Origin of the sequence: Gordonia terrae, from assembly GCF_051789125.1 — a bacterium.
GTDB lineage: Bacteria > Actinomycetota > Actinomycetes > Mycobacteriales > Mycobacteriaceae > Gordonia > Gordonia terrae_A.
In genome coordinates this window covers 3,879,399-3,902,952 of record NZ_CP196526.1, presented here as the reverse complement: position 1 = coordinate 3,902,952, position 23,554 = coordinate 3,879,399, and the positions used below count along the sequence as shown (strand labels likewise).

The 23,554-nt window shown below is 70.5% G+C and carries 1 protein-coding gene (running past one end of the window); it reads left to right on the top strand.

Going from position 1 to position 23,554, the window contains the following annotated elements:
- Positions 1–23,533: the 3' portion of a non-ribosomal peptide synthase/polyketide synthase gene (locus ACSUZC_RS17645; RefSeq protein ID WP_439029775.1), read on the top strand. 16,721 nt of this gene lie to the left of the window's left edge; only the last 23,533 of its 40,254 coding nucleotides appear in the window; the start codon falls outside the window, past its left edge; it ends in the stop codon at positions 23,531–23,533.
- Positions 23,534–23,554: the final 21 nt, after the last annotated feature.

The following is a 23,554-nucleotide window of genomic DNA, read 5'->3' as shown; positions in this document are numbered from 1 at the left end:
GACGGCCGAGGACTTCGAGCGGACGGTCACCCGCGGCTTCGACGTGTCCACGGAATGGCCGGTGCGAGCCTGCCTGTGGCGGGCCGAGGACGACACCCACATCCTGGGTCTGATCGCCCACCACATCGCCTTCGACGGTGAGTCGCGCAAGCCGCTTGTCGCCGACCTGGTGGCGGCGTACGTCGCACGCAGCGCCGGCGAGGTCCCGTCGCTCGCCCCGCTCGACGTCCAGTTCGCCGACTTCGCGATCTGGCAGCACGACGTGCTCGGTTCCGCCGACGATCCCGAGTCGGTCCTCGGCGGTCAGCTCGCGCACTGGACCGAACGTCTGGCCGGACTGCCCGACGTCCTCGAGCTGCCGACCGATCACGCCCGGCCCGCGGTCGCCTCCGCCCGTGGCGGACGACTCGCTTTCGAGATCCCGGCCGAGGTCGCCGATTCCGTGGCCGCCACCGCGCGCACGCACGGTGTCACCCCCTTCATGGTCGTCCACGCCGCGCTCGCGGTGCTGCTCGCGCGGTTGTCGGCCACCGACGACATCGCGATCGCGACCCCGGTCGCCGGACGTGGTTCACGCGTCCTCGATCCGTTGGTCGGCATGTTCGTGAACACCCTCGTCCTGCGGTCGCGTATCGCGCCCGAGATGAGCGTGGGCGAGCTGCTCGCACAGGTTCGCGGTACCGACCTCGACGCGTTCACCAACGCCGACATCCCGTTCGAGACGCTCGTCGAACACCTCGATCCCATCCGCTCCGAAGCGTTCGCACCCCTTGCGCAGGTCCTGCTCACCCTGGGTGAGGCGCTGCCCGCCGGTCCCGGCGTGCTCGGCGAGGACGCCGACGCCGACGCGGCTGAGCTGCCCGGACTGGCGATCACGCCCGTCGAACCGCCGGAGGTCTCTGCTCAACTCGACCTCGCCGTGGCCGTCTCGGTCGGGGAGGCCGGACAGGCGTGGTCGGGCAGCATGATCTACGCACACGACCTGTTCGAGGCCGACACCGTGGCCGGGTTCGCCGATCGTCTGGTCTCGCTCCTGCGGGACATGACCGGTACCGGCCGCGACGCTGTCGCGGTGGGCGATCTCGCGCTCGTCTCGGCCGACGACCGTGCCCGCGTCAACGGCTGGTCGGTCGGTGAGACCCGGGTCTTCGGAAGTGCGGTGATCGCCGACGCGGTCGCCGCCCGTATCGCCCAGGATCCGACGCAGGTGGCGATCGACTTCGAGGGCCGCCAGCTGACCTACGGTGAATTCGGTTCGCGCGTGGCAGATCTCGCTCGCACGCTGATCGGGCTGGGGGTCGGTCCCGAGGTCGCCGTCGGCATCTGCATCGACCGTTCGGTCGAGATGGTCGTCGCCGTGCACGCCGTGCTCGCCGCGGGTGGTCAGTACGTACCGATCGACACCGCCGCCCCGGCCGACCGTGTCCAGTACATGATCGAGACCGCCCGGGTGGACGTCGTGCTGTCGGCCAGGGACGCACGCCCGGAGGCGATCGACGGACTCGACGACCGGATCACGGTGGTCCAGGTGGACGCGACGAGCGCCGTCGCCGACTCCGCGCCCGTCACCGACGCGGACCGACTGGCTCCGCTGCGGGGCGATCACGCCGCATACACGCTGTTCACCTCCGGCTCCACCGGCCGCCCCAAGGGTGTGACGGTGTCGCACGCGGCCGTGATGAACCGGTTGTGGTGGGGACTCGGGGAGTTCCCGTGGTCCGTCGGCGACCGCATCGTGCAGAAGACGCCCTACACCTTCGACGTCTCCGTGCCGGAGTTGTTCGGTCCGTTGATCTCCGGGGCGACGATGATCGTCGCCCGCCCCGGTGGTCACACCGACCCGGACTATCTGGTGGACCTGATCTCGGCGACACGGGCCACGTCCGTGCACTTCGTCCCGTCGATGATGTCGATCTTCCTCGACCTCGTCCCAGCCGGTCGATTCGCGGAGCTGTCCGAGCTGCGCTGGGTCTTCGCCTCCGGCGAGGCGTTGCCGCCGGCCGTCGTGGCCAAGCTGCACGCCCTGCTGCCACAGGTCTCGATCGTCAACCTCTTCGGACCCACGGAGGCGGCCGTGGAGGTCGCCGTCGCCGACGTGTCCGCCGCCCCGGCGATCATCCCGATCGGTGTACCCGTCGCCAACACCTCCACATGGGTTCTCGACGCGCGTCTGCGACCGGTGCCGGTCGGTGTGCCGGGTGAGCTGTATCTCGGGGGCGTCCAGCTCGCACGCGGCTATGCCGCACGTGCCGACCTGTCCGCGGAGCGGTTCGTCGCCGATCCGTACGGCGCGCCCGGTTCGCGTCTCTACCGCACCGGCGACCTGGTGCGCTGGCAGGCGGATGGGACCCTGGAGTACCTGGGCCGCACCGACTTCCAGGTGAAGCTGCGTGGGCAGCGCATCGAGCTCGGCGAGATCGAGTCCGTGATCGCGACCGTCGAGGGTGTCGTGCACACCGCCGTCACGGTGGCCAAGGCGCCGACGGGAGCCGACCACCTCGTCGGCTACGTCGCACCCGAAGGGGTCGATCTCGACCTCGTGAAATCGACGGTGGCCGCCGAGCTGCCGGAGTACATGCGTCCGACCGTGTGGGTGACGCTGCCGTTCATCACCCTCAACAGCGCCGGCAAGATCGATCGAAAGGCCCTGCCGGAGCCGGAGTTCGGGGTACACACCGAGATGTTCGTGGCGCCGGCCACGACCACCGAGGAGATACTCGCCTCGATCGTCGCGCACCTCATCGGCATCCCGCGGGTGTCGGTCACCGAGTCGTTCTTCGCCCTCGGCGGAGACTCGATCATGTCGATCCAGCTCGCCTCCGCGGCGCGCGCCGCGGGCGTCGACCTGTCGCCGCGCGAGATCTTCGAGCACCGCACGATTCGCGGCATGGCTGCCGCGGCCGATGACGACGCCGCCCGCCTGCCGATGCTCGAGGAGCCCTCGGCCGGCACCGGGCCGGTCGCGGTGTCGCCGGTCGTGCACTGGATGATCGAACACGCCGCAGCGGCATCGGATTTCGCCGACTTCGTGCAAGCCGCGGTGCTCCGGGCGCCGGATGGACTCGACGTCGAGCGTCTGATCGAACTCCTCGCGGCCGTCGTCGACGCCCATCCCATGCTGAGTGCGACCCTCGCGCAGACCGCGGACGGCTGGCGGTCGACCGTCGGAAACGGATTCGACGGCGCGTCCGCGGTCATCGAGGTGGCGAGTTCCGCCGCGGTCGGGACCGACGAGTTCGACTCCGACATCCGTGCCGCGTTCGGTGCGGTGTCGGCGACCCTGGCCCCCGAATCCGGGCAGCTGGTGCGGGCGGCGCTGATCCGCGACCGCGACGGCGCGGGACGGGTGCTCCTGGTCATCCACCACCTCGGCGTGGATGCCGTGTCCTGGCCGATCCTCATCGAAGACCTGATCACCGGATGGGCGCAGCTGTCCGACGGCCGGGACATCGAGCTTCGTGCCGAACAGACGAGCGCCCGAGCGTGGACGGATGCCCTTGCGGCACGGACTGATTCGTGGAACGAGCAGCGCGACTACTGGCTCGGTCAGTTGCCGCCGCGACCCACCCCGCTCGGTGTCACGCTCGACCGCACCCACGACCTGATGTCCACCGAGCGTCACGTCTCCCTCGAGATCGACACCTCGGTGACCCGGTCCGTGCTGACCGCGGTGCCCGAGGCCTTCGGCGGCAACGTCAACGACGTCCTGCTCGGCGCGTTCGCCCGTGCGGTCCGGTCCTGGCAGTCGCGTCGCGAGATCACCGACAGCGCACCCGTCACCGTCCTCACCGAGGGTCACGGCCGGTACGAGGAGGTTCTCGCCGCAGGCGAGTCGCCGCGTCGGGCGGACCTGTCCCGGTCGGTGGGCTGGTTCACCACCATCGTCCCGGTGCGCCTCGATCCCGGCACCGACGTGGTGCACGCGGTGAAGGCTGCGAAGGAAGCTCGTCTCGCCCAGCCGGACAACGGCATCGGGTTCGGGTGGCTGCGCTACGGCTCCGGGTCCGCCGACGTGGGCACCGGGGAACTGGCCGCGCGGCCGCTGCCGAGCATCTCCTTCAACTACTTCGGTGCCGGAGGCGGCGCAGGCGCGCCGGACGCCGAGGTCCTCCCGTTCACCCACGCGCCGGACGCGCCGATCCTGGGATCGTCCGCATCGGGCCGGATGGTGGCACTGAGCATCCTGGGCGTCAGCGTGACGACGTCCCACGACGAGAAGGGCAACCGCAAGCTCGTCGCGGGTGCCAGCTTCCCGGGTGCACTGTTCGCCGACGACGAGGTCACCGATCTCCTCGACATGTGGGCGGCCGAACTCTCCGCGTTGACCCAGGAGATCGGCTCCGGGACCCGCGTCGGTCTGTCTCCGTCGGACGTCCCGGGTACGGGCGTCACCCAGCGCGACCTGGACGATCTGGCCCGCACGTATCCGGGCGCGGCGGTGTGGCCGCTGACGCCGCTGCAGCAGGGCCTGTACTTCCAGGCACAGCTCGCGGCGTCCGGTGAGGCGTCCGGCGCCGTGGACGTCTACGTCACCCAGGTGGTCCTCACGCTGGGCGGACGTGTCGACGGCGACCGGCTGCGCTCGTCGGCCGAACAGTTGTTCGCCCGACACCGTGTGATGCGGTCGGCCTATCTGCGAACCGCCAGCGGCGCGGTCGTCGCGGTGATCCCCGAGCGCGTCGAGATCCCATGGCGCGTGGTTCATCTGGACTCCGGTGTGACCGCCGACGACGCGGACGCCGAGATCCGGCGGATCGTCGAGGGCGAGCGGCTCGCCCGGTTCGATCTCGGACGGCCGCCCCTGGTGCGTTTCGTGCTCGTGTGGCACGACGAACAGGCGCACCTCGTGGTGACCAACCACCACATCCTGATGGACGGCTGGTCCGGTCCACTGGTCCTGGCCGACCTGCTCGCCCTGTACGCCACCGGCGAGACCTACACCGGCCAGAGCGCCGGGGGTCAGGGTTCCGGGCGGCTGGGTTCTGGAGGTCTGGGGTCTGGAGGTCTGAGGTCTGGGACCACCCTGGATTTCGCGGATCACGTACAGCGGCTCGCCGCCTCCGACCGCGCCGCCGGTCTCCAGGCGTGGCGCAAGGTGCTCGCGCCGATCGAGGGGCCGACTCTCGTGGCGCCCGGACTCGAGGCGACCGACGACGAACTGCCCCGGCAGCACCGGGTCATGCTCGACGAGGAGACGACAGCCGGTCTGGAGGAGCTCACCCGAACCGAGGGCGTCACCGTCGCCACGGTCATGCAGTTCGCGTGGTCGGTCCTCCTGTCGCGGATGACCGGTAACCGGGTCGTCGTGTTCGGCGAGACCGTCTCGGGCCGGCCCGCGGATCTGCCGGGCGTGGAGACGATGGTCGGGCTCTTCATCAACACGCTGCCCAGCGTCGTCGACGTCGACCCGGCCGCGACCATCGTCGAGGTGCTCCGCAAGCTACAGGCCGCGAAGGTCACGGTCATGGACCACCAGCACCTGGGTCTGTCCGAGCTGACGGCCCTGGCCGGGTCGGCCCAGCTGTTCGACACGCTGACGGTCCACGAGTCGTTCCCGATCGACACCGATGCGCTGTCGTCGCAGGACACCGAAGGGATGGCCGACGGTCTCGTCGTCGCCGACGTCGACTCGAGGAGCACCACCCACTACCCGATCAACCTGATCACCGCGGCCGCGGGTGGACGGGTCTCGTTGCAGCTGAAGTACCTGCCCGCAGCCTTCGGCGACGACCAGATCCGGGTCTTCGGGGAGATCCTGGTACACATCCTGGAGACGGTTGCCCGCCGTCCCCACGAGCGGACGTCCGACATCCCGCTGGTGTCCGCAGTGGACGGTCTCGACGTCTCCGCGTGGTCTCACGGACACGAGGTCCGGATCGCCGGCGAGCACACCGTCGTCGACCTCGTCGCCGATGCGCGGGCACGTGCGGCCGATCGCCCCGCCGTTCTCTTCGACGACCGCGTCGTGAACTACGACGAGTTCGCGGCCCGGGTGAGCATTCTTGCGCGAGAACTGATCGCGCTGGGTGTGGGACCCGATGTCGCCGTGGGTGTCTGCATCGACCGTTCGGTCGAGGTGATGGTCGCCGTGCACGCCATCGTGGCGGCCGGCGGTCAGTACGTGCCGATCGACACCGAATCCCCGGTCGAGCGCACGCAATACATGATCGACACCGCGGACGTCGCCATGGTGCTCACCGGTGCCGAGCGTCCGGAAGCGCTTGCCGGCGTGGATCTCCCGGTGGTCGTCGTCGACGCCTCCGCGCCGGTCGACACCGCGGTCGCATCGGTCTCCGACGCCGACCGACCCGTCCGCGTGCTGCCGGATCATGCCGTCTACACGATCTTCACGTCCGGATCGACGGGACGCCCCAAGGGCGTGACCGTCACCCACGGCGCGCTGCGCAACACCCTCGAATGGTTCACCGAGTCGAACGGCCCGGGCGAGCACGTCTTCTTCCTGAAGACGCCCTACACATTCGACGCATCCGTGTGGGACTACTTCGGCGGCATCTTCGCCGCGTCGCCGGTCGTCGTCGCCGAACCCGGCGGACATCGGGACCCGGTCTACCTCGCACGCCTCATCGAGCGTCATCGGATCACGACCGCCAAGTTCGTGCCCTCGATGCTCGCGGCGTTCCTCGACGGCGCCACCGGTGCCGGGGATGCCGATCTCGGGTCGATGCGCCGGATCTTCTCCGGCGGTGAGGCTCTGAGTCCCGCCCTCGCCGGTGGTCTGCTCCGGCTGCTCCCCGAACTCGGGCTCTACAACCAGTACGGTCCCACCGAGGCGACCGTCGACATCACCTACGGACGCGTGGACCGGCCGACGCCGAACATCCCCATCGGGGCACCGGTGTGGAACTCGACGGTCCGCGTCCTCGATGACCGGCTGCGCCCGGTCCCGCCGGGCGTCCCGGGCGAGATGTACCTCGGCGGGCCACAGCTGGCCCGGGGCTACGCCTCGCGGCCGGGGCTCACCGCCGAGACCTTCGTCGCCGATCCCTTCGACCCGCGCGGCGGCCGGTTGTACCGCACCGGCGACCGCGCCCGGTGGAACACCGACGGCGTGCTGGAATACCTGGGCCGTGCCGACTTCCAGGTAAAGCTGCGGGGACAACGCATCGAGCTCGGCGAGATCGAGTCCGTGCTGTCCTCGGCGCCCGGTGTCGTGCATGTGGCCGTCGTCGTTGCCACCGCCCCGAGCGGGGGCGAGCAACTCGTCGCCTACGTCGCGGGCCGGCCCGGCGAGGACGTCGATCTCGACCTGGTGCGCGGCGCAGCGGTGCGCGGTCTGCCGGAGTTCATGCGTCCGACGGTCTGGATGGCGCTTCCCGAGATGCCCCGGACCACGTCGGGCAAGGTGGACCGACGGGCGCTGCCGCGGCCCGAGTTCGCCACGGGCGACTACGTGGCCCCCGAGACGCCGGAGGAGACCGCGGTCGCCGAGGTCTTCGCGGAGCTCCTCCAGGTGGAACGAGTGGGTGCCACCGACAGCTTCTTCGAGCTGGGCGGCAACTCGCTGTCGGCGATGCGGGTCAGTGCCCGCGTCGGTGACGCCCTCGGCGTCGAGGTCTCGGTCCGCGACGTCTTCGAGGCACCGTCGGTGCGCGAGCTGGTTGCGGCGCTGACCGGTCGCGGCTCCCGGATCGCGCCCGTGGTGGCGGTGTCGCCGCGGCCGGAACGGATTCCGCTGTCGTTCGCGCAGACCCGGATGTGGTTCCTCAACCGACTCCACCCCGCTGCGCCCACGCACAACATGACGATCGTGCTGCGACTGTCGGGTGACCTCGACGTCGAGGCACTGCACACCGCTCTGGGCGACGTCGTCCGCAGGCACGAGGTCCTGCGCACGACGTTCCCGGATGCCGAAGGCGTGCCCTTCCAGCTCGTGCATCCGCCGGAATCGGTTGCCGACCGCCTCGACTGGGAGATCGTCGGCTCGGAGGACGAGATCTTCGCCGCGGTGACACGGGGATTCGACGTCACCGAGGAGTGGCCGTTCCGGACGCGCCTGTGGGCGGTCGAACCCGGTGAGTTCGTGCTCGCCGTCGTGTTCCACCACATCGGTGCCGACGGCGAGTCCATGGCCCCGCTCGTCTCCGACCTGGTCTCCGCCTACAGCGCCCGCGTCGCCGGGAACGAACCGCAGTTCCCGCCGTTCGCAGTGCAATTCGCTGATTATGCGATCTGGCAGCACACCGTCCTCGGCTCGGTCGACGACCCGGATTCGGTCGTCGGGCGTCAATTGGCCTACTGGGCCGGTCAACTCGCCGGTGTACCCGACGTACTCGAACTGCCGTCGGACCGTCCGCGTCCGCCGGTCGCCTCCGGGCGAGGCGCCCGCGCCCGGGTCGAGATCCCGGCCGAGATCGGCGAGCGCGTCACCGAGGTCGCGCGCGGAGCCGACGTGACGCCGTTCATGGTGCTGCACGGCGCCGTCGCGGTCCTGCTGGCACGGCTGTCGGCCACCGACGACATCGTCGTCAGCACGCCGATCGCCGGCCGGGGTCAGGCAGAGCTCGATCCGCTCGTCGGCATGTTCGTCAACACGCTGGTGCTGCGGACGCTGGTCGACGGCGCGCAGTCGTTCGAACAGCTCCTGTCGGCGGTTCGCGACGTCGATCTGAACGCGTTCGCCCACGCCGACGTCCCGTTCGAGACGGTGGTCGACAGGCTGAGTCCCGTACGCTCGGAGGCTTTCGCGCCGCTGGCCCAGGTCATGTTCTCGTTCAGTCCGTCGGCGACGGCCGCGGAGGCACTCGGCGATGCCGCGGGTATCACGGTGACGCCGTACGCGGACGTGATGGTCTCGTCGCAGATAGATCTCTGGATCACGGTGTCCTCCCGGCCCGCCGGGCAGACCTGGCCGGTCAACCTCGACTACTCGACCGACCTGTTCGACGAGCCGACCGTGCTCGAGTTCGGCCAGCGCTTCATCCGTCTCCTCGATGCCCTGACCTCGGTTCCGGACCGGGCGGTGGGGGATGCGCCGTTCGTCGCCGCGGAGACGACGGCCGCCATCGAGTCGGCCGAGTGGGGCGAGCGCAGAGAACTGCCCGCCGTGCAGACCGTCAGCGACGCCGTCTCGGCTCAGGCTCAGCGCACCCCGGACGCCACCGCACTCGTCTTCGGCGACCGCGAGGTGTCCTACGCCGAGTTCGTCGCGCGGGTCAACACGCTGGCCCGCGATCTCATCGAGGGCGGCGTCGGACCGGATGTGGCTGTCGCCCTGTGTATCCCACGCTCGGTCGAGATGATGGTCGCGATCCACGCCGTCATCGCCGCGGGTGGACAGTACGTGCCGGTCGACGTGGCCGCGCCCGCGGACCGCGTCCGCTACATGTACGAGACCGCCAGTGTGCGGGTGCTGCTCGTCGCCGACGCCGAGGGTGTCCGTGACGCCGTGGCCGCCGCGGACGACACCGGCGTGCGGGTCGTCGTGGTCGACGCCTCGGCTCTGGTGGATGTCGACTCGTCGGCCGCCGCGCCGGTGTCCGATGCGGAGCGACTCTCGCCGCTGCGCCCCGACGACGCCGCGTACACGCTGTTCACCTCGGGCTCGACGGGCCGCCCCAAGGGCGTGACGTTGTCGCACGCCGCGGTGCTGAACCGGTTGTGGTGGGGATTGGACGCCCTGCCCATCGGTCCCGACGACGTCGTCATGCAGAAGACGCCGTACACGTTCGATTGTTCGGTGCCGGAGTTGTTCGCGCCGTTGTCGATCGGTGCCCGCCTGGTGGTCCTCGCCGACGGCGGACATCTGAACCCGCGTCAGGTCGCCGACGAGATCGCCCGCACCGGCACGACGATGATCCACTTCGTGCCGTCGATGTTGTCGGTCTTCCTCGAGGTCGTCGGCCGCGAGCAGCTCGCCGCGCTCGACACCATCCGCATCATCTCGACCACAGGTGAGGCGCTGCCGCCCGCGGTCGCGGCACCGGTCCGCGAGATCTGGCCGGACGCATGGTTCTTCAACCTGTACGGCCCGACCGAGGCCGCGGTGGAGATCACCTTCGAACGCATCCACTCGGTCGCCGCCGACGACCCGACCGTGCCGATCGGCGTCCCGGTGTGGAACTCCTCCGCCGTCGTGCTCGACGCCCGGTTGCGCCGGGTGCCCGCCGGTGTCCCCGGTGAGCTCTACCTCGGTGGGGTGCAACTGGCCCGCGGTTACGCGGCCCGCCCGGACCTGACCTCCGAACGGTTCATCGCCGATCCGTACGGCGAACCGGGTTCGCGGCTCTACCGCACCGGCGACCTGGTGCGCCGGCGCCCCGACGGCGTCCTGGAGTACCTGGGACGCACCGACTTCCAGGTCAAGCTCCGCGGCCAGCGCATCGAACTCGGCGAGATCGAGGCGGTCATCGCCTCGGCTCCCGGCGTCGTCCACGCCGCGGCGACGGTCGCCACCGTGCCCGGCGGCGGGGAACACCTCGTCGGCTACCTGGCGGGCGTCCCGGGCGAGCGCATCGACCTGGACAGGGTCAAGGCCGTTGTCGCCGAAGCGCTTCCGGGGTACATGCGACCGACCGTGTGGATGCCGGTGGACGACATCGCACTCAACACGGCCGGCAAGATCGACCGGCGTGCACTGCCGGAGCCGGTCTTCACCGCGGGCGAGTACGTCGCTCCCGCCGGTGAGGCGGAGGCCGCGGTCGCCGAGGTGTTCGCCGACATCCTCGGTGTCGATCGCGTCAGCGTGACCGACTCGTTCTTCGACCTCGGTGGCAACTCGCTCGCCGCGATGCGGCTCGTGGCCCGCGTGGGCGAGGTGACCGGCACCGAGATCTCGATCCGCGAACTCTTCAACGCCCCGAGCGTGCGCGAATTGACGCGTGTCAGTTCCGGTCTCGACTCCGCCCGCGCTCCGATCGTGGCGGTCGAGTCGCGGCCCGAACGGATCCCGCTGGCATTCGCCCAGCAGCGGATGTGGTTCGTCAACCAGGCCGACACCACCTCGTCGGCCTACAACCTCCCGATCGTGCTGCGGCTGTCCGGCGCCCTCGACACCGACGCCCTGCACGCCGCGCTGATCGACGTGGTGTCGCGCCACGAGTCGCTGCGGACGACGTTCCCGTCGGCCGACGGCATGCCCTACCAGAAGATCAACCGTGCGACGTCGGTCGCGGCCAAGCTGGACTGGCAGGAAGTGTCCTCGCAGGCCGAGATCGAGGCGGCGGTCTCCGCCGGCTTCGACGTCTCGCGGGAGTGGCCCATCCGCGCCCGGATCTGGGAGGTGGCACCCGACGAACACGTGTTCGCGGTGATCACCCATCACATCGCCTCGGACGGGCAGTCGATGACGCCGCTCGTGCGTGACGTCGTGACCGCCTACCTCGCCGAGTCCGCCGACACCGACCCGGAATTCGCCGATCTCGACGTCCAGTTCGCCGACTTCGCGATCTGGCAGCACGAGGTACTCGGTTCGCCGGAGGATCCCGAGTCCGTCGTGGGCCGTCAGCTCACCTACTGGACCGACCGCCTCGCCGGCCTGCCGGACGTGATCGAGCTGCCCACCGACCGTCCCCGGCCCGCGCGGGCCAGCCAGCGCGGCGGCCGCGTCCTGTTCGGCGTCCCCGCGTCGGTCGGCGATCGCATCGCCGGGTTCGCCCAGGAGACCGGAACCACCCCGTTCATGGTGGTCCACGCGGCACTGGCCGCCCTCCTGTCGCGGCTGTCGGCCAGCGACGACATCGCCGTCGGCACACCGATCGCCGGTCGGGGGCAGCGCGTGCTCGATCCGCTCGTCGGGATGTTCGTCAACACCCTGGTGTTGCGGACTACCGTCGACCGCGACCGCGGCTTCGCCGACCTGCTCGACGCGGCCAAGGACGCCGACCTGGCTGCTTTCGCCAACGCCGACGTACCGTTCGACGTGGTCGCGGATGCGGCCGGTGCGAACCGGTCGGCAGCGTTCGCACCCTTCACCCAGGTGTGGCTGACGTTCGACCAATCGACCCTCCCCGAACTGGCAGGTCCGGATCTGTCGATCGGCGAGGTCGCGGGGCTGCAGGTGAGTTCGGTGACCACCGAACGCATCCCGGCTCGCGTCGACCTGCTGGTCGCGCTCTCCCAACCGGCCGGATCCGAGGACTGGTCGGGTGCGATCACCTATGCGACCGATCTCTTCGACGAACCGTCGGTGGCACGTCTCGCCGAACAGCTCGTGACGCTGCTGACCGAGGCCCTGGCGGAGCCCGAGGTGCCGCTGCGGCAGATCTCCCTCGGCGAGACGACCATGTCGGTGGCCGAACTCGCCCGCGCCGCGGCGCAACCGGAGCCGCAGAAGACCGTCTCGATCGCCGACTCCGACGCGGTCGTCACCGGTGGGGCCGGCACCGAACCGGTGGTCCTCGCCGACATCTTCACCCAGGCCGCCGCGAAGTGGGGTCCGCGTCAGGCCGTCGTCGACGCCGACAACGTGATGCTCTCCTACGCGGAGCTCGACGCCCGGTCGAATCGCCTGGCGCGCTGGCTGATCGAGCGCGGCATCGGAGCGGAGACGCTGGTCGCGCTGGCCATCGGACGGTCTGCGCAACTGCTCACCGCGATCTGGGCGGTGGCCAAGACCGGCGCAGGCTACGTTCCCATCGACCCGGATTACCCGGCCGACCGCGTGGCGAACATGGTCGAGGACTCCGGTGCGATCCTGGGCCTGGCGGTCGGGGCCTCCGGCGAATTGCCGGGCGACAGGTTCGACTGGGTCCGGCTCGACGACACCGGAGTGGCGGCGGAGATCGCCGCGAAATCCGATGCGACCGTGGCGGACACCGAACGTCTCGCGCCGGTCCGGGTGAGCAACGTCGCCTACGTCATCTACACGTCCGGTTCCACCGGACGGCCCAAGGGCGTCGCGGTGACGCACTCGGGTCTGGCGAACTTCGCCGCCGAGGAGATCCGCCGGTCCGGTGCCGACGAGTACTCCCGGGTCCTCGGCTTCGCCTCGCCGAGCTTCGACGCCTCGGTGCTCGAATACCTGCTCGCGATCGTCTCGGGCGGCGTGCTCGTCTACCGGTCCGCCGAAGCCGTTGGCGGACAGCCGCTGCAGGACCTGATGATGCGTCAGGCCATCACCCACACCTTCCTGACCCCGACCGTGCTCGCGACGATCGAGCCGCAGGCCGTGCCGGCGCTCCGCGTCGTCTACGCCGGTGGTGAGGCGGTACCGCAGGCGCTCAAGGACAGCTGGGCGCCGTTCCGTCGCATCCAGAATCTCTACGGACCCACCGAGACGACCATCGGCGTGACGATCAGCGCGCCGATGGCGGTGGGAGAGCCCGTCGCCCTCGGCGGCCCGCTCGCCGGAGTCGGCCTGATGGTGCTCGACGCGCAACTGCGCCCCGTGCCCATCGGGGTCGCCGGTGAGCTCTACGTCAGCGGGGGAGCGCTCTCGCGCGGCTACCTCGACCGTCCGGGACTGACCGCCGACCGGTTCGTGGTGAACCCGCACGGGCACCCGGGTGATCGCATGTACCGCACCGGTGACATCGTGCGGTGGCGGCAGGACTCGACCGGTGCGCCCGTTCTCGAATACTCCGGGCGCAGCGACGACCAGGTGAAGCTGCGCGGCCTCCGCATCGAACTCGGCGAGATCGAATCCGTGCTGGCCGAACATCCCGCCGTCCGGTCGGCCGTCGTGATCGGTGTCGGCGGTTCGGTCGCCACCGCGCTCGCCGCCTATGTGGTGGCCGTCGACACCGGCTCCGGGTCCGCCGAGATCGACACGGCGGAGCTGAGAACCTTTGTCGGCGAACGCCTCCCCGCGCACATGGTGCCCGCCTCGGTGGCTGTGCTCGACGCGCTGCCGCTCACCCCGGTGGGCAAGCTGGACAAGGCCGCGCTGCCCGAACCGGTCATCGAGATCGGCGAGATCGTCGAACCCGAGACCGAGCAGGAGGCCGCGGTCGCCGCGGTGTTCGCCGACGTCCTGGGACTCGAACGGGTCAGCGTCACCGAGTCGTTCTTCGACCTCGGCGGCAACTCGCTGTCGGCCACCCGTGTGGCGGCCCGGGTCGGCGAGGTGCTGGGCGTCGAGACCTCGGTTCGCGACCTCTTCGAGGCGCCGACCGTGCGCGCCCTGGTCGGCGAGGTGTCCGGTCATGCCGAGGCCCTGCCGGCGATCGTCGCGAATCCGCAACGGCCCGAGCTCGTCCCGTTGTCGTTCGCGCAGCAGCGGATGTGGTTCATCAACCAGTTCGACCCGTCGCTGCCGACCTACAACATCCCCGTTGTCCTACAGGTGGCCGGACCCCTCGACATCGACGCCCTGCGGTTGGCGATCATCGACGTGATCGAGCGCCACGAGGTCCTGCGCACCACGTTCCCGTCCGTCGAGGGTGTGGCGTATCAGCTCGTCGCGCCGCGCGAGCAGATCGCCGACCGGCTCGACTGGGATGTCGTGACCGACCAGCGACACCTCGAGGCCGCGGTCGTCGCGGGCTTCGACGTCGCCGCCGACTGGCCGATCCGCGTGCGGGTCTGGCAGATCGCGCCGGATCGTGCGGTCGTCGCGGTGGTCGTGCACCACATCGCGGCCGACGGCGAATCCATGAATCCGCTGCTGACCGACGTACTGACTGCCTACGACGCACGGGTGTCGGGTCGCGCACCCGACTTCGAACCGCTGGAGGTGCAGTTCGCCGATTACGCGCTCTGGCAGCACGACGTCCTCGGTGACGGATCGGACCCCGATTCTGTCGTCGGTGCCCAGCTGTCCTACTGGACAGACAAACTCGCCGATCTGCCCGAGGTCCTCACGTTGCCCTTCGACCGGCCCCGGCCGCTCGTCGCGTCGCAGCGCGGTGGCCGCGTGGCCGCGGCGATCCCGGCCGAGATCGGCGTTCGGATCCGCGAACTGGCTCGAGAGGCCGACGCGACCCCGTTCATCGTGGTGCACGCCGCGCTCGCCGTCCTGCTGGCGCGGCTGTCGGCGGGCGAGGACATCGCGATCTCCACACCGGTCGCCGGGCGCGGCCAGCGGGTGCTCGATCCCCTGGTGGGCATGTTCGTCAACACCCTGGTGCTGCGCGCCCGGGTCGATCCGTCGATGTCGTTCGCGGAGTTGCTCGATCAGGCGCGCGAGACCGATCTGGAAGCGTTCGCCAATGCAGACGTCGCCTTCGAGATGCTGGTCGAGAAGCTCAACCCGGTCCGATCGGAGGCGTTCGCGCCCCTCGCCCAGGTGATGCTGACCTTCGGACAGACGGCTCTGCCGGAGATGGGTGCGGACACCGCGCCCGCGGCCGTCGCCGGACTCGACATCGAGCCCATGCCGCCGACCGAACCGCCGGCGAAGGTGGATCTGACCTTCGGCGTGACGGTTCCCGACGACGAGGCCGACTGGCCCATCTCACTGGTCTTCGCGCGTGACCTGTTCGACGAGGACACCGTGGTGCAGCTGGCCCGGAGATTCGTCGGGCTGCTCGATCAGCTCACGACGCGGGCGGAGGCACCCGTCGCCGACGCGGCCCTCCTCGAACCCGCGGAGGTCGACGAGATACTCCGCCGCTCGCGCGGCGCGGACACCGCCATCCCGGCGGGATCGGTGGCCGATGCCATCTCGTTTCGCCCGGCGCGGTCGCGCGACGCGATCGCGCTGACCTTCGCCGACCGTGAGCTGTCCTACGGCGAGTTCGGCGCCAGGGTCGCCGAACTCGCGCGCGAGTTGCTGAGTCTGGGCGTTGGCCCAGATGTCGCCGTGGCCGTGTGCATCGATCGCGGCGTGGAGATGGTCGTGGCCGTCCATGCCGTGGTCGCGGCCGGCGGGCAGTACGTACCCATCGACACCGCGGCGCCCGCCGATCGTGTGCGCTACATGGTCGACACGGCCGGGGTGCGGTTCCTCCTCGTCGGGCCGCGTCCGGTGCAGGCCGACCTCGACGGTCTCGGAGACGAGATCCGGCGGGTCACGGTCGATTCCACACGTGAGGTGGATCTGTCGACGCCTCCGGTCACCGACGATGAACGAGTCCGCCCGATGCGCGGCGACGACGCGCTGTACACGTTGTTCACCTCCGGATCCACCGGCAGGCCCAAGGGCGTGACGGTCTCCAACGCCGCGGTGATGAACCGGTTGCGGTGGGGTCTGGACGAGTACCCGTGGACTGCCGGCGACCGGATCATCCAGAAGACGCCGTACACCTTCGACGTCTCGGTGCCGGAACTGTTCGGGCCGTTGCTGACCGGTGCGACGATGGTCGTCGCCGAGCCCGGCGGCCATGCCGACCCGCTCTACATCGCCGAACTGGTGGAGCGGTCACACGCCACCTCGGTGCACTTCGTGCCGTCGATGCTCTCGGTGTTCCTCGACGTCGTTCCCGCCGAGGTGATCTCGGGGCTGAGTACGCTCCGCTGGCTGTTCGCCTCCGGCGAGGCGCTACCGCCGGGTGTCGTCGCACGCGCCCACTCGCTGCTGCCGCACGTGCAGATCGTCAACCTGTTCGGTCCCACCGAGGCCGCCGTCGAGGTGGCGTATGCCGATGTGACGCAAGCGGAGTCGGTCGTGCCGATCGGCGTGCCGGTGTGGAACACGACGACCTATGTCCTCGACGCACGGTTGCAGCCCGTGGCAACCGGTGTGCCGGGGGAGCTGTACCTCGGCGGCCATCAGATCGCCCGCGGGTACGCCGCACAACCCGGACTGTCGGCGGAACGTTTCGTCGCCGATCCGTTCGGCCCGCCCGGTGCACGTCTGTACCGCACCGGCGATCTGGTGCGCTGGAACGCCGATGGGGAGATCGAGTACCTGGGCCGCACCGACTTCCAGGTCAAGCTGCGCGGTCAGCGCATCGAGCTCGGCGAGATCGAGTCGGTTGTCGCGGCCGCGCCGGGCGTCGTCCACGCTGCGGTGACGGTCGCCGATGCGCCGGGCGGCGGGCAGCACCTCGTCGCCTACGTCGCGCCGTCGGGCGTGGACCTCGACGTCCTGCGGGAGGCGACGGCCCAGGCACTTCCGGAGTACATGCGCCCGACACTGTGGATGCGCATCGACGACGTCGTGCTGAACAGCGCGGGCAAGCTCGATCGCCGGGCACTGCCCGCTCCGGACTTCGCCGGGCTCGACGCCGACTACGTGGCGCCGGCCAATGCCGTCGAGGAGACGCTGGCCACGATCGTGGCCGGACTCCTCGGGCTCGAGCGGGTGTCGGTCACCGAGTCGTTCTTCGCGCTCGGCGGCGACTCGATCATGTCCATCCAGCTGGCCTCGGCGGTCCGCGCGGCCGGGTTCACCCTCACGCCGCGAGACATCTTCGAGCAACGCACGATCCGGGGGATGGCCCGCGTCGTCGCGGGGGAGGCGCATCGCCTGCCCGCACTCGGGCAACCCGCAGGCGGGGCGCGTGGCGAGATGCCGCTCCTGCCGGTCATGTCGTGGATGATCGAACACTCCACCGACGCCGCGGATTTCGCGGACTTCTCGCAGTACCGGGTGTTGCACGCACCGGAGGGAATCACCCCGGAGGCGCTGTCGGACCTGCTGCGCGAGCTCGTCGCGGTACACCCGATGCTGTCGGCACGGCTGATCGCCGACGGCGGTACCTGGCACCTCGAAGCCGGGTCGGACCGGCACGAGGACGCCGATCCCGGTGAGGTCACGTCCCCCGCGCCCCATGTGTTCACGCATCGGTCCGCCTCGACGGTCGACGAAGCCGGTTACGCCGATGACCTGCGTGCCGCCCACGCCGAGGCCCTGGCGCATCTCGACCCGGCGACCGGTGCCCTCGTGGCGGCCGGCATCGTCGAGGACTCCGCGGGTGAGGGACGGATCGTGCTGGCGATCCACCACCTCGGTGTCGACGCCGTGTCGTGGCCGATCCTCATCGAGGACCTCGTCACGGGCTGGGCGCAGCAGGCGGCCGGCCAGCCGTTCGCCCTGCGTCCCGAATCGACCTCGGAACGCGCCTGGACGCATGCCGTCTCGGAGCAGGCGCAGCGGCGAGACGCGGAACTGCCGTACTGGCTGGACCGTCTCCCGGCCCGGCCCACCGATCTCGGGGCCGTGCTGGACCCCGCTCGCGACCGGTTCTCGACCGAGGTGTCGGTGACCCACGCGTTCGATGCCGACGTCACCGAGGCCGCCCTGACCGTGGTCCCGGAAGCCTTCGGCGGCAACGCCAACGACGTGTTGCTCGGTACCTTTGCCCGCGCGGTCCGCGCGTGGCAGTCGGCCCGTGGCATCGCCGACGTCGCACCGGTGACCGTCCTCGTCGAGGGACACGGCCGACAGGACGACATCGACACGGCCGACGGCCGGCGCGCCGTCGACCTGTCGCGGACCGTCGGCTGGTTCACCACGATCGCCCCGGTCTCGGTCGATCCCTCCACCGACGTGACCCACGCGGTGAAGTCGGCCAAGGAGGAGCGTCTCGGCCAGCCCGACGGCGGACTCGGCTTCGGTGTGCTGCGGTACGCCCGGGATACAGAGCTGACGCATCGGCCACTGCCGAGCATCGGGTTCAACTTCTTCGGCGCCGGACGCGCAGGCCGGTCCATCGCGCAGGAACCGGCGGAGGTCATCCCGTTCACCGGAGCACCGGGCGCCCCGGGGATGCCGCCGTCGGTGTCGGGCGCCATGGTCGCCCTGAACCCGTTGAGCGTCAACGTCAGTACTCGTCGCGACGGCGACGAGCGGCGCCTCAGCGTGAACTTCACGTTCCCCGAGGCACTGTTCGACGCGGACGACATCTCGGCCCTCGCCGGACTGTGGGCGCACGAGCTGGGCTCGCTCGTGCAGCACATCGACACGGTCGGGGACCCGGGACGATCGCCGTCGGATGTACCGGGCAGCTCGATCAGCCAGGACGAACTCGACACGCTCGCGGTGCGATTCCCCGGTGCCGACGTCTGGCCGCTGACGCCGCTGCAGGCCGGTCTGTACTTCCAGTCGCAGATGACCGCGCGGGACCCGTCGGGGGCCGACGGTGTGCACTCGGCCGGAGGCGTGGACGTCTACGTCACGCAGGCCGTCCTGCACCTCGGCGGCGATGTGGACCGCGCGCGGTTGCGTTCTGCGGCAGAGGAACTCGTGGCTCATCACCGGGTGCTGCGCAGCGGTTACGTGCGCACGGCCGGTGGGGCGCTCGTGGCCGTCGTGCCGCCGCGGGTGGAGCTCCCGTGGTCGGACGTGGTCCTCGAACCGGGGCTCGATGCCGACGGCGTCGACCGTCGTGTCCGCGAGATCGCCGATGCCGAACGGATCGCACCCTTCGATCTCGACTCGCCGCCGCTGATGCGCTTCGTGTGCGTGGAGCGCGGCAGCGGGGACGGCGACGCCACGGCGACGCTGAGCCTGATCGTCACGAACCACCACATCCTGCTCGACGGGTGGTCGGGTCCGCTGGTGCTCGCCGATCTGCTCGCCCTCTACGCCGGGGTCGGACCGTATACGGCGACCCTCGCCGGGGAGTCCGACTTCGGGGACCACGTGCGCAGGCTCGGCGCCTCCGATTCGGCGGCCGGACTGGCCGCATGGCGCCAGGTGGTCGCGCCGCTCGACGAGCCGACGATGGTCGCGAACGGCGACGAGGCCACCACCCGGTCGCTGCCGCGCAACCACGAGGAATGGCTCGACGCCGAGGTGACCGCCGCGATCAACCGGCTGGCCCGGTCGCGCGGCGTCACCGTCAGCACGATCCTGCAGTTCGCATGGGCCGTGCTGCTCTCACGCATGACCGGCAACCAGGTGGTCGCGTTCGGCGAGACGGTCTCGGGCCGCCCGTCGGATCTCGAGGGTGCCGAGGGCATGGTCGGCCTGTTCATCAACACGGTGCCGACCGTCGTCGACGTCGATCCGTCGGCACCGATCGGCGACGTGCTCGGCGCCATGCAGGCCGCGAAGGTCGCGGTCCTCGACCACCAGCACGTGGGTCTCGCCGACATCACCGCGCTGGCCGGGATCGGTGCGCTCTTCGACACGCTGACGGTCTTCGAGTCGTTCCCGGTGGACTCCGATTCGCTGTCGACCGCGGACACCTCGCTGGCCGGCGGTCTGCAGATCGTCGGTGTCGACGCCGACGACTCGACGCACTACCCGCTCAACCTCGCCTCCTCGCCGTCGGGTGACCGGCTGCTGCTGAAGCTGAAGTACCTGCCCTCGGCGTTCGCCGAGGACCAGGTCCGCGTCTTCGGGGCGGCGCTGCGGGAGATCCTGCGCACCGCGGTCGACGACGCCGATCTGCCGACGTCGGCGATCGCGCTGCTCGACGATGCCGCCGCCGCCGAACTCACGCCCGTCCGCGGGGCCTCCGCACCGGCACCGCGGATGCCGGCCGAGGTCTTCGCCGAGGTCGCCGCCGAACACGGCGACACCGTGGCCGTCACCGACGGCACCGGCGCGTCGCTCACCTACGCCGAGCTCGACGAACAGTCGAACCGCCTGGCGCGGTGGATGATCGGTCGCGGCATCGCGGTGGACTCCGTGGTCGGGCTCGCGGTGGGTCGCACCGTCGACCGCATCGTGGCCCAGTGGGCGCTGGCCAAACTCGGCGCGGCGTACCTGTCCATCGACCCGACGCTTCCCACCGAGCGGATCGCTCACATGGTCTCCGATTCGGGCGTGCGGCTGATCATCGGTGCCGGACCGCAGACCCTCGACGGGGGAGCCGAGTGGATCGACACCCTCGCACTCGCCGATGCCGTGCGTGATGTCGACGGGGGACCGGTGCGTCCCGAGGAGACCGCGGGAACACCGCACCTCGACGCACTCGCCTACGTCATCTACACGTCCGGGTCCACCGGCGTCCCCAAGGGCGTCGCGGTGACCCATCGGGGTGCACACGCCTTCGCCACCGCCGAGGCGCAGCGGTTCGGCATCGCCCCCGGTTCCCGGGTACTCGGTTACGCGTCACCGAGTTTCGACGCCTCGGTGCTCGAATGGCTGCTCGCCTCCACATCGGGGTCGACGCTGGTCTACCGGCCCGACGACGTCGTGGGCGGGGAGGTCCTCACCCGGTTCCTGCGGGAGCACGAGCTGACGCACGTGTTCCTGACGCCGAGCGTCCTGGCGACCGTGGAGCCGGGCGGACTGCCGTCGCTGCGGGTCCTGGCCTCGGGTGGTGAGGCGGTCTCCGCCGCGCTGGTCCGCAGGTGGGCGGGGTCGGTGCGGTTCCACAACGCCTATGGTCCGACCGAGACGTCGGTGGCCGTCACGATCAGCGGACCACTCTCGCCGGATGAGCCGGTGCACATCGGTGGTCCCGTCCCGGGGACGGGTCTGCTGGTGCTCGACCAGCGTCTGCGCCCGGTTCCGGTCGGGATGGCCGGCGAGCTCTACGCCACCGGCGCCTCGCTGGCACGCGGGTACCTGGGCCGTGCCCGGCTGAGTGCCGAACGCTTCGTCGCGTCGCCGTACGGCGAATCCGAACGCATGTACCGCACCGGCGATCGCGTGCGGTGGGTCCGCACGGCATACGGCGAGCTGGTCCTGGAGTACCTGGGTCGCGCCGACGACCAGGTCAAGCTGCGGGGTCTGCGCATCGAGCTGGGCGAGATCGAGAACGCCCTGTCGTCGCACCCCGACGTCGCCACCGCGGTGGTCATCGGGGTCGGAGGGTCGGTGGCCACCGCCTTGGCCGCCTACGTGGTGCCCGCCGACGGTGCGATCGACGGGGCCGTCGCAGGCGCCGAGATCCCCGGCCTCCGCGACCATCTCGCGGACCGGTTGCCGTCGTACATGATCCCGTCGACGATCACGGTCCTGGCGAGCCTGCCGCTCACCCCGACCGGCAAGCTCGACAAGCGGGCGCTGCCCGTGCCCGCGACCCGCACCGAGGATCTCGTGGCGCCGGAGACGCCCAGCGAGGCCCGGGTGGTCGCGATCTTCGCCGATCTGCTCGACGTCGACGCCGTGTCGGTCACCGGTGACTTCTTCGATCTCGGCGGCAACTCGTTGTCGGCCACCCGCCTCGCGGCGCGGGTCGGGGACGCCCTCGACGCCGACATCGGGGTCCGGGACGTGTTCGAGTCCCCGACGCCGCGGGCGCTGGCCGCCCTCGGCGAACATCGTGGTGGCCTGCGTGCGCCGGTCACCCGGGTCGAACCACGGCCGGAGTCGATCCCGTTGTCGTTCGCGCAGCAGCGGATCTGGTTCATCAACCGGCTCGATCCCACCTCGACGGCCTACAACCTGCCGATCGGGGTCCAGCTCAGCGGGGATCTCGACGCAGCCGCCCTTGCCGCCGCGGTCGACGACGTCGTCGCGCGGCACGAGATCCTGCGGACGACCTTCCCCGCGGTCGACGGGCGGCCCACCCAGGTCGTCCACGCCGCCGCCGGGTCCGCGGACCTGCCGACGCTGGTCGAGTGCGCGACGGAGGGCGAGCTCCTCGAGGCCCTGTCCGCCGGTTTCGACGTGACCACCGAGATCCCGGCCCGCATCCGGTTGTGGCGACGCGACGAGAACACCTGGGTGTTGCTCGCCGTGCTGCACCACATCGTCGGCGACGGCGAGTCGATGGTGCCGCTGATGAGCGATGTCGCCGCTGCCTATCAGGCACGGGCGGCGGGTCGTGCGCCGGAGTTGCCGCCGCTGCCCGTTCAGTTCGCCGACTACGCACTGTGGCAGCAGCGCGAACTGGGCGCGGTCGACGATCCGACGTCCGTGGTCGGACGGCAGCTCGCGTACTGGATGCGCAAGCTCTCCGGGGCTCCCGACGTGCTGGAACTGCCCGCGGACCGTCCCCGGCCGACGGTGGCGTCTCTGCGGGGCGCCCGGGTGGACTTCGAGATCCCTCTCGACGTCGCGACCCGGATCACCACGCTCGCCCGCGAGCGCGGCATGACACCGTTCATGGTCGTGCACGCCGGTCTGGCGGTACTGCTCGCCCGGGTCACCGCCACCGACGACATCGCGGTGGCGACCCCGATCGCCGGTCGCGGGCGCGCCGAGATCGACCAGCTGATCGGCATGTTCGTCAACACCCTGATCCTGCGGGCCGAGGTCGACCCGGCGATGAGTTTCGACGAGCTGCTCGACGAGACGCGGGTCGTCGACCTCGATGCGTTCACCAACGCCGACGTGCCGTTCGAGACACTCGTCGACCGCCTCAACCCGACCCGGTCGAGGGCGTTCTCGCCGCTGGCGCAGGTCATGCTCACGCTGACCAACACCGGAGCGGCGTCGCCGGTCATCGAGGCCGACGGCCTGCGCGTCTCGGCGCTCGAGTCGCCGGTCACCTCGGCGCAGCTGGATCTGACGGTCGCGGTCGCCGCACGGGCGAACCGGTCGTGGTCGGCATCGATGGTCTACGCGACCGACCTCTTCGACGAGGGGACCATCGAGTTGCTCGCGCAGCGCTTGGTTACGCTCCTCGACGGGCTCACGGCACAGCCGGGGGCCCCGGTGGGTGCGTGTCCGATCGTGACACCCGGCGAACGGGAGCGCGTGCTCGCGTGGTCGTCGGGCAGGCCGGTACGTCCGGCGACAGACGGGGTGGACGACACGCTGCCGGGTATCATCGGCCGCCGTCGTCTGGATGCGGGTGGTTCGCCATCGCAGCCGGCGGGCGACGACGGTCTCGGCGGGGATGGCTGAGAGAACAGAAGACACGGGGGG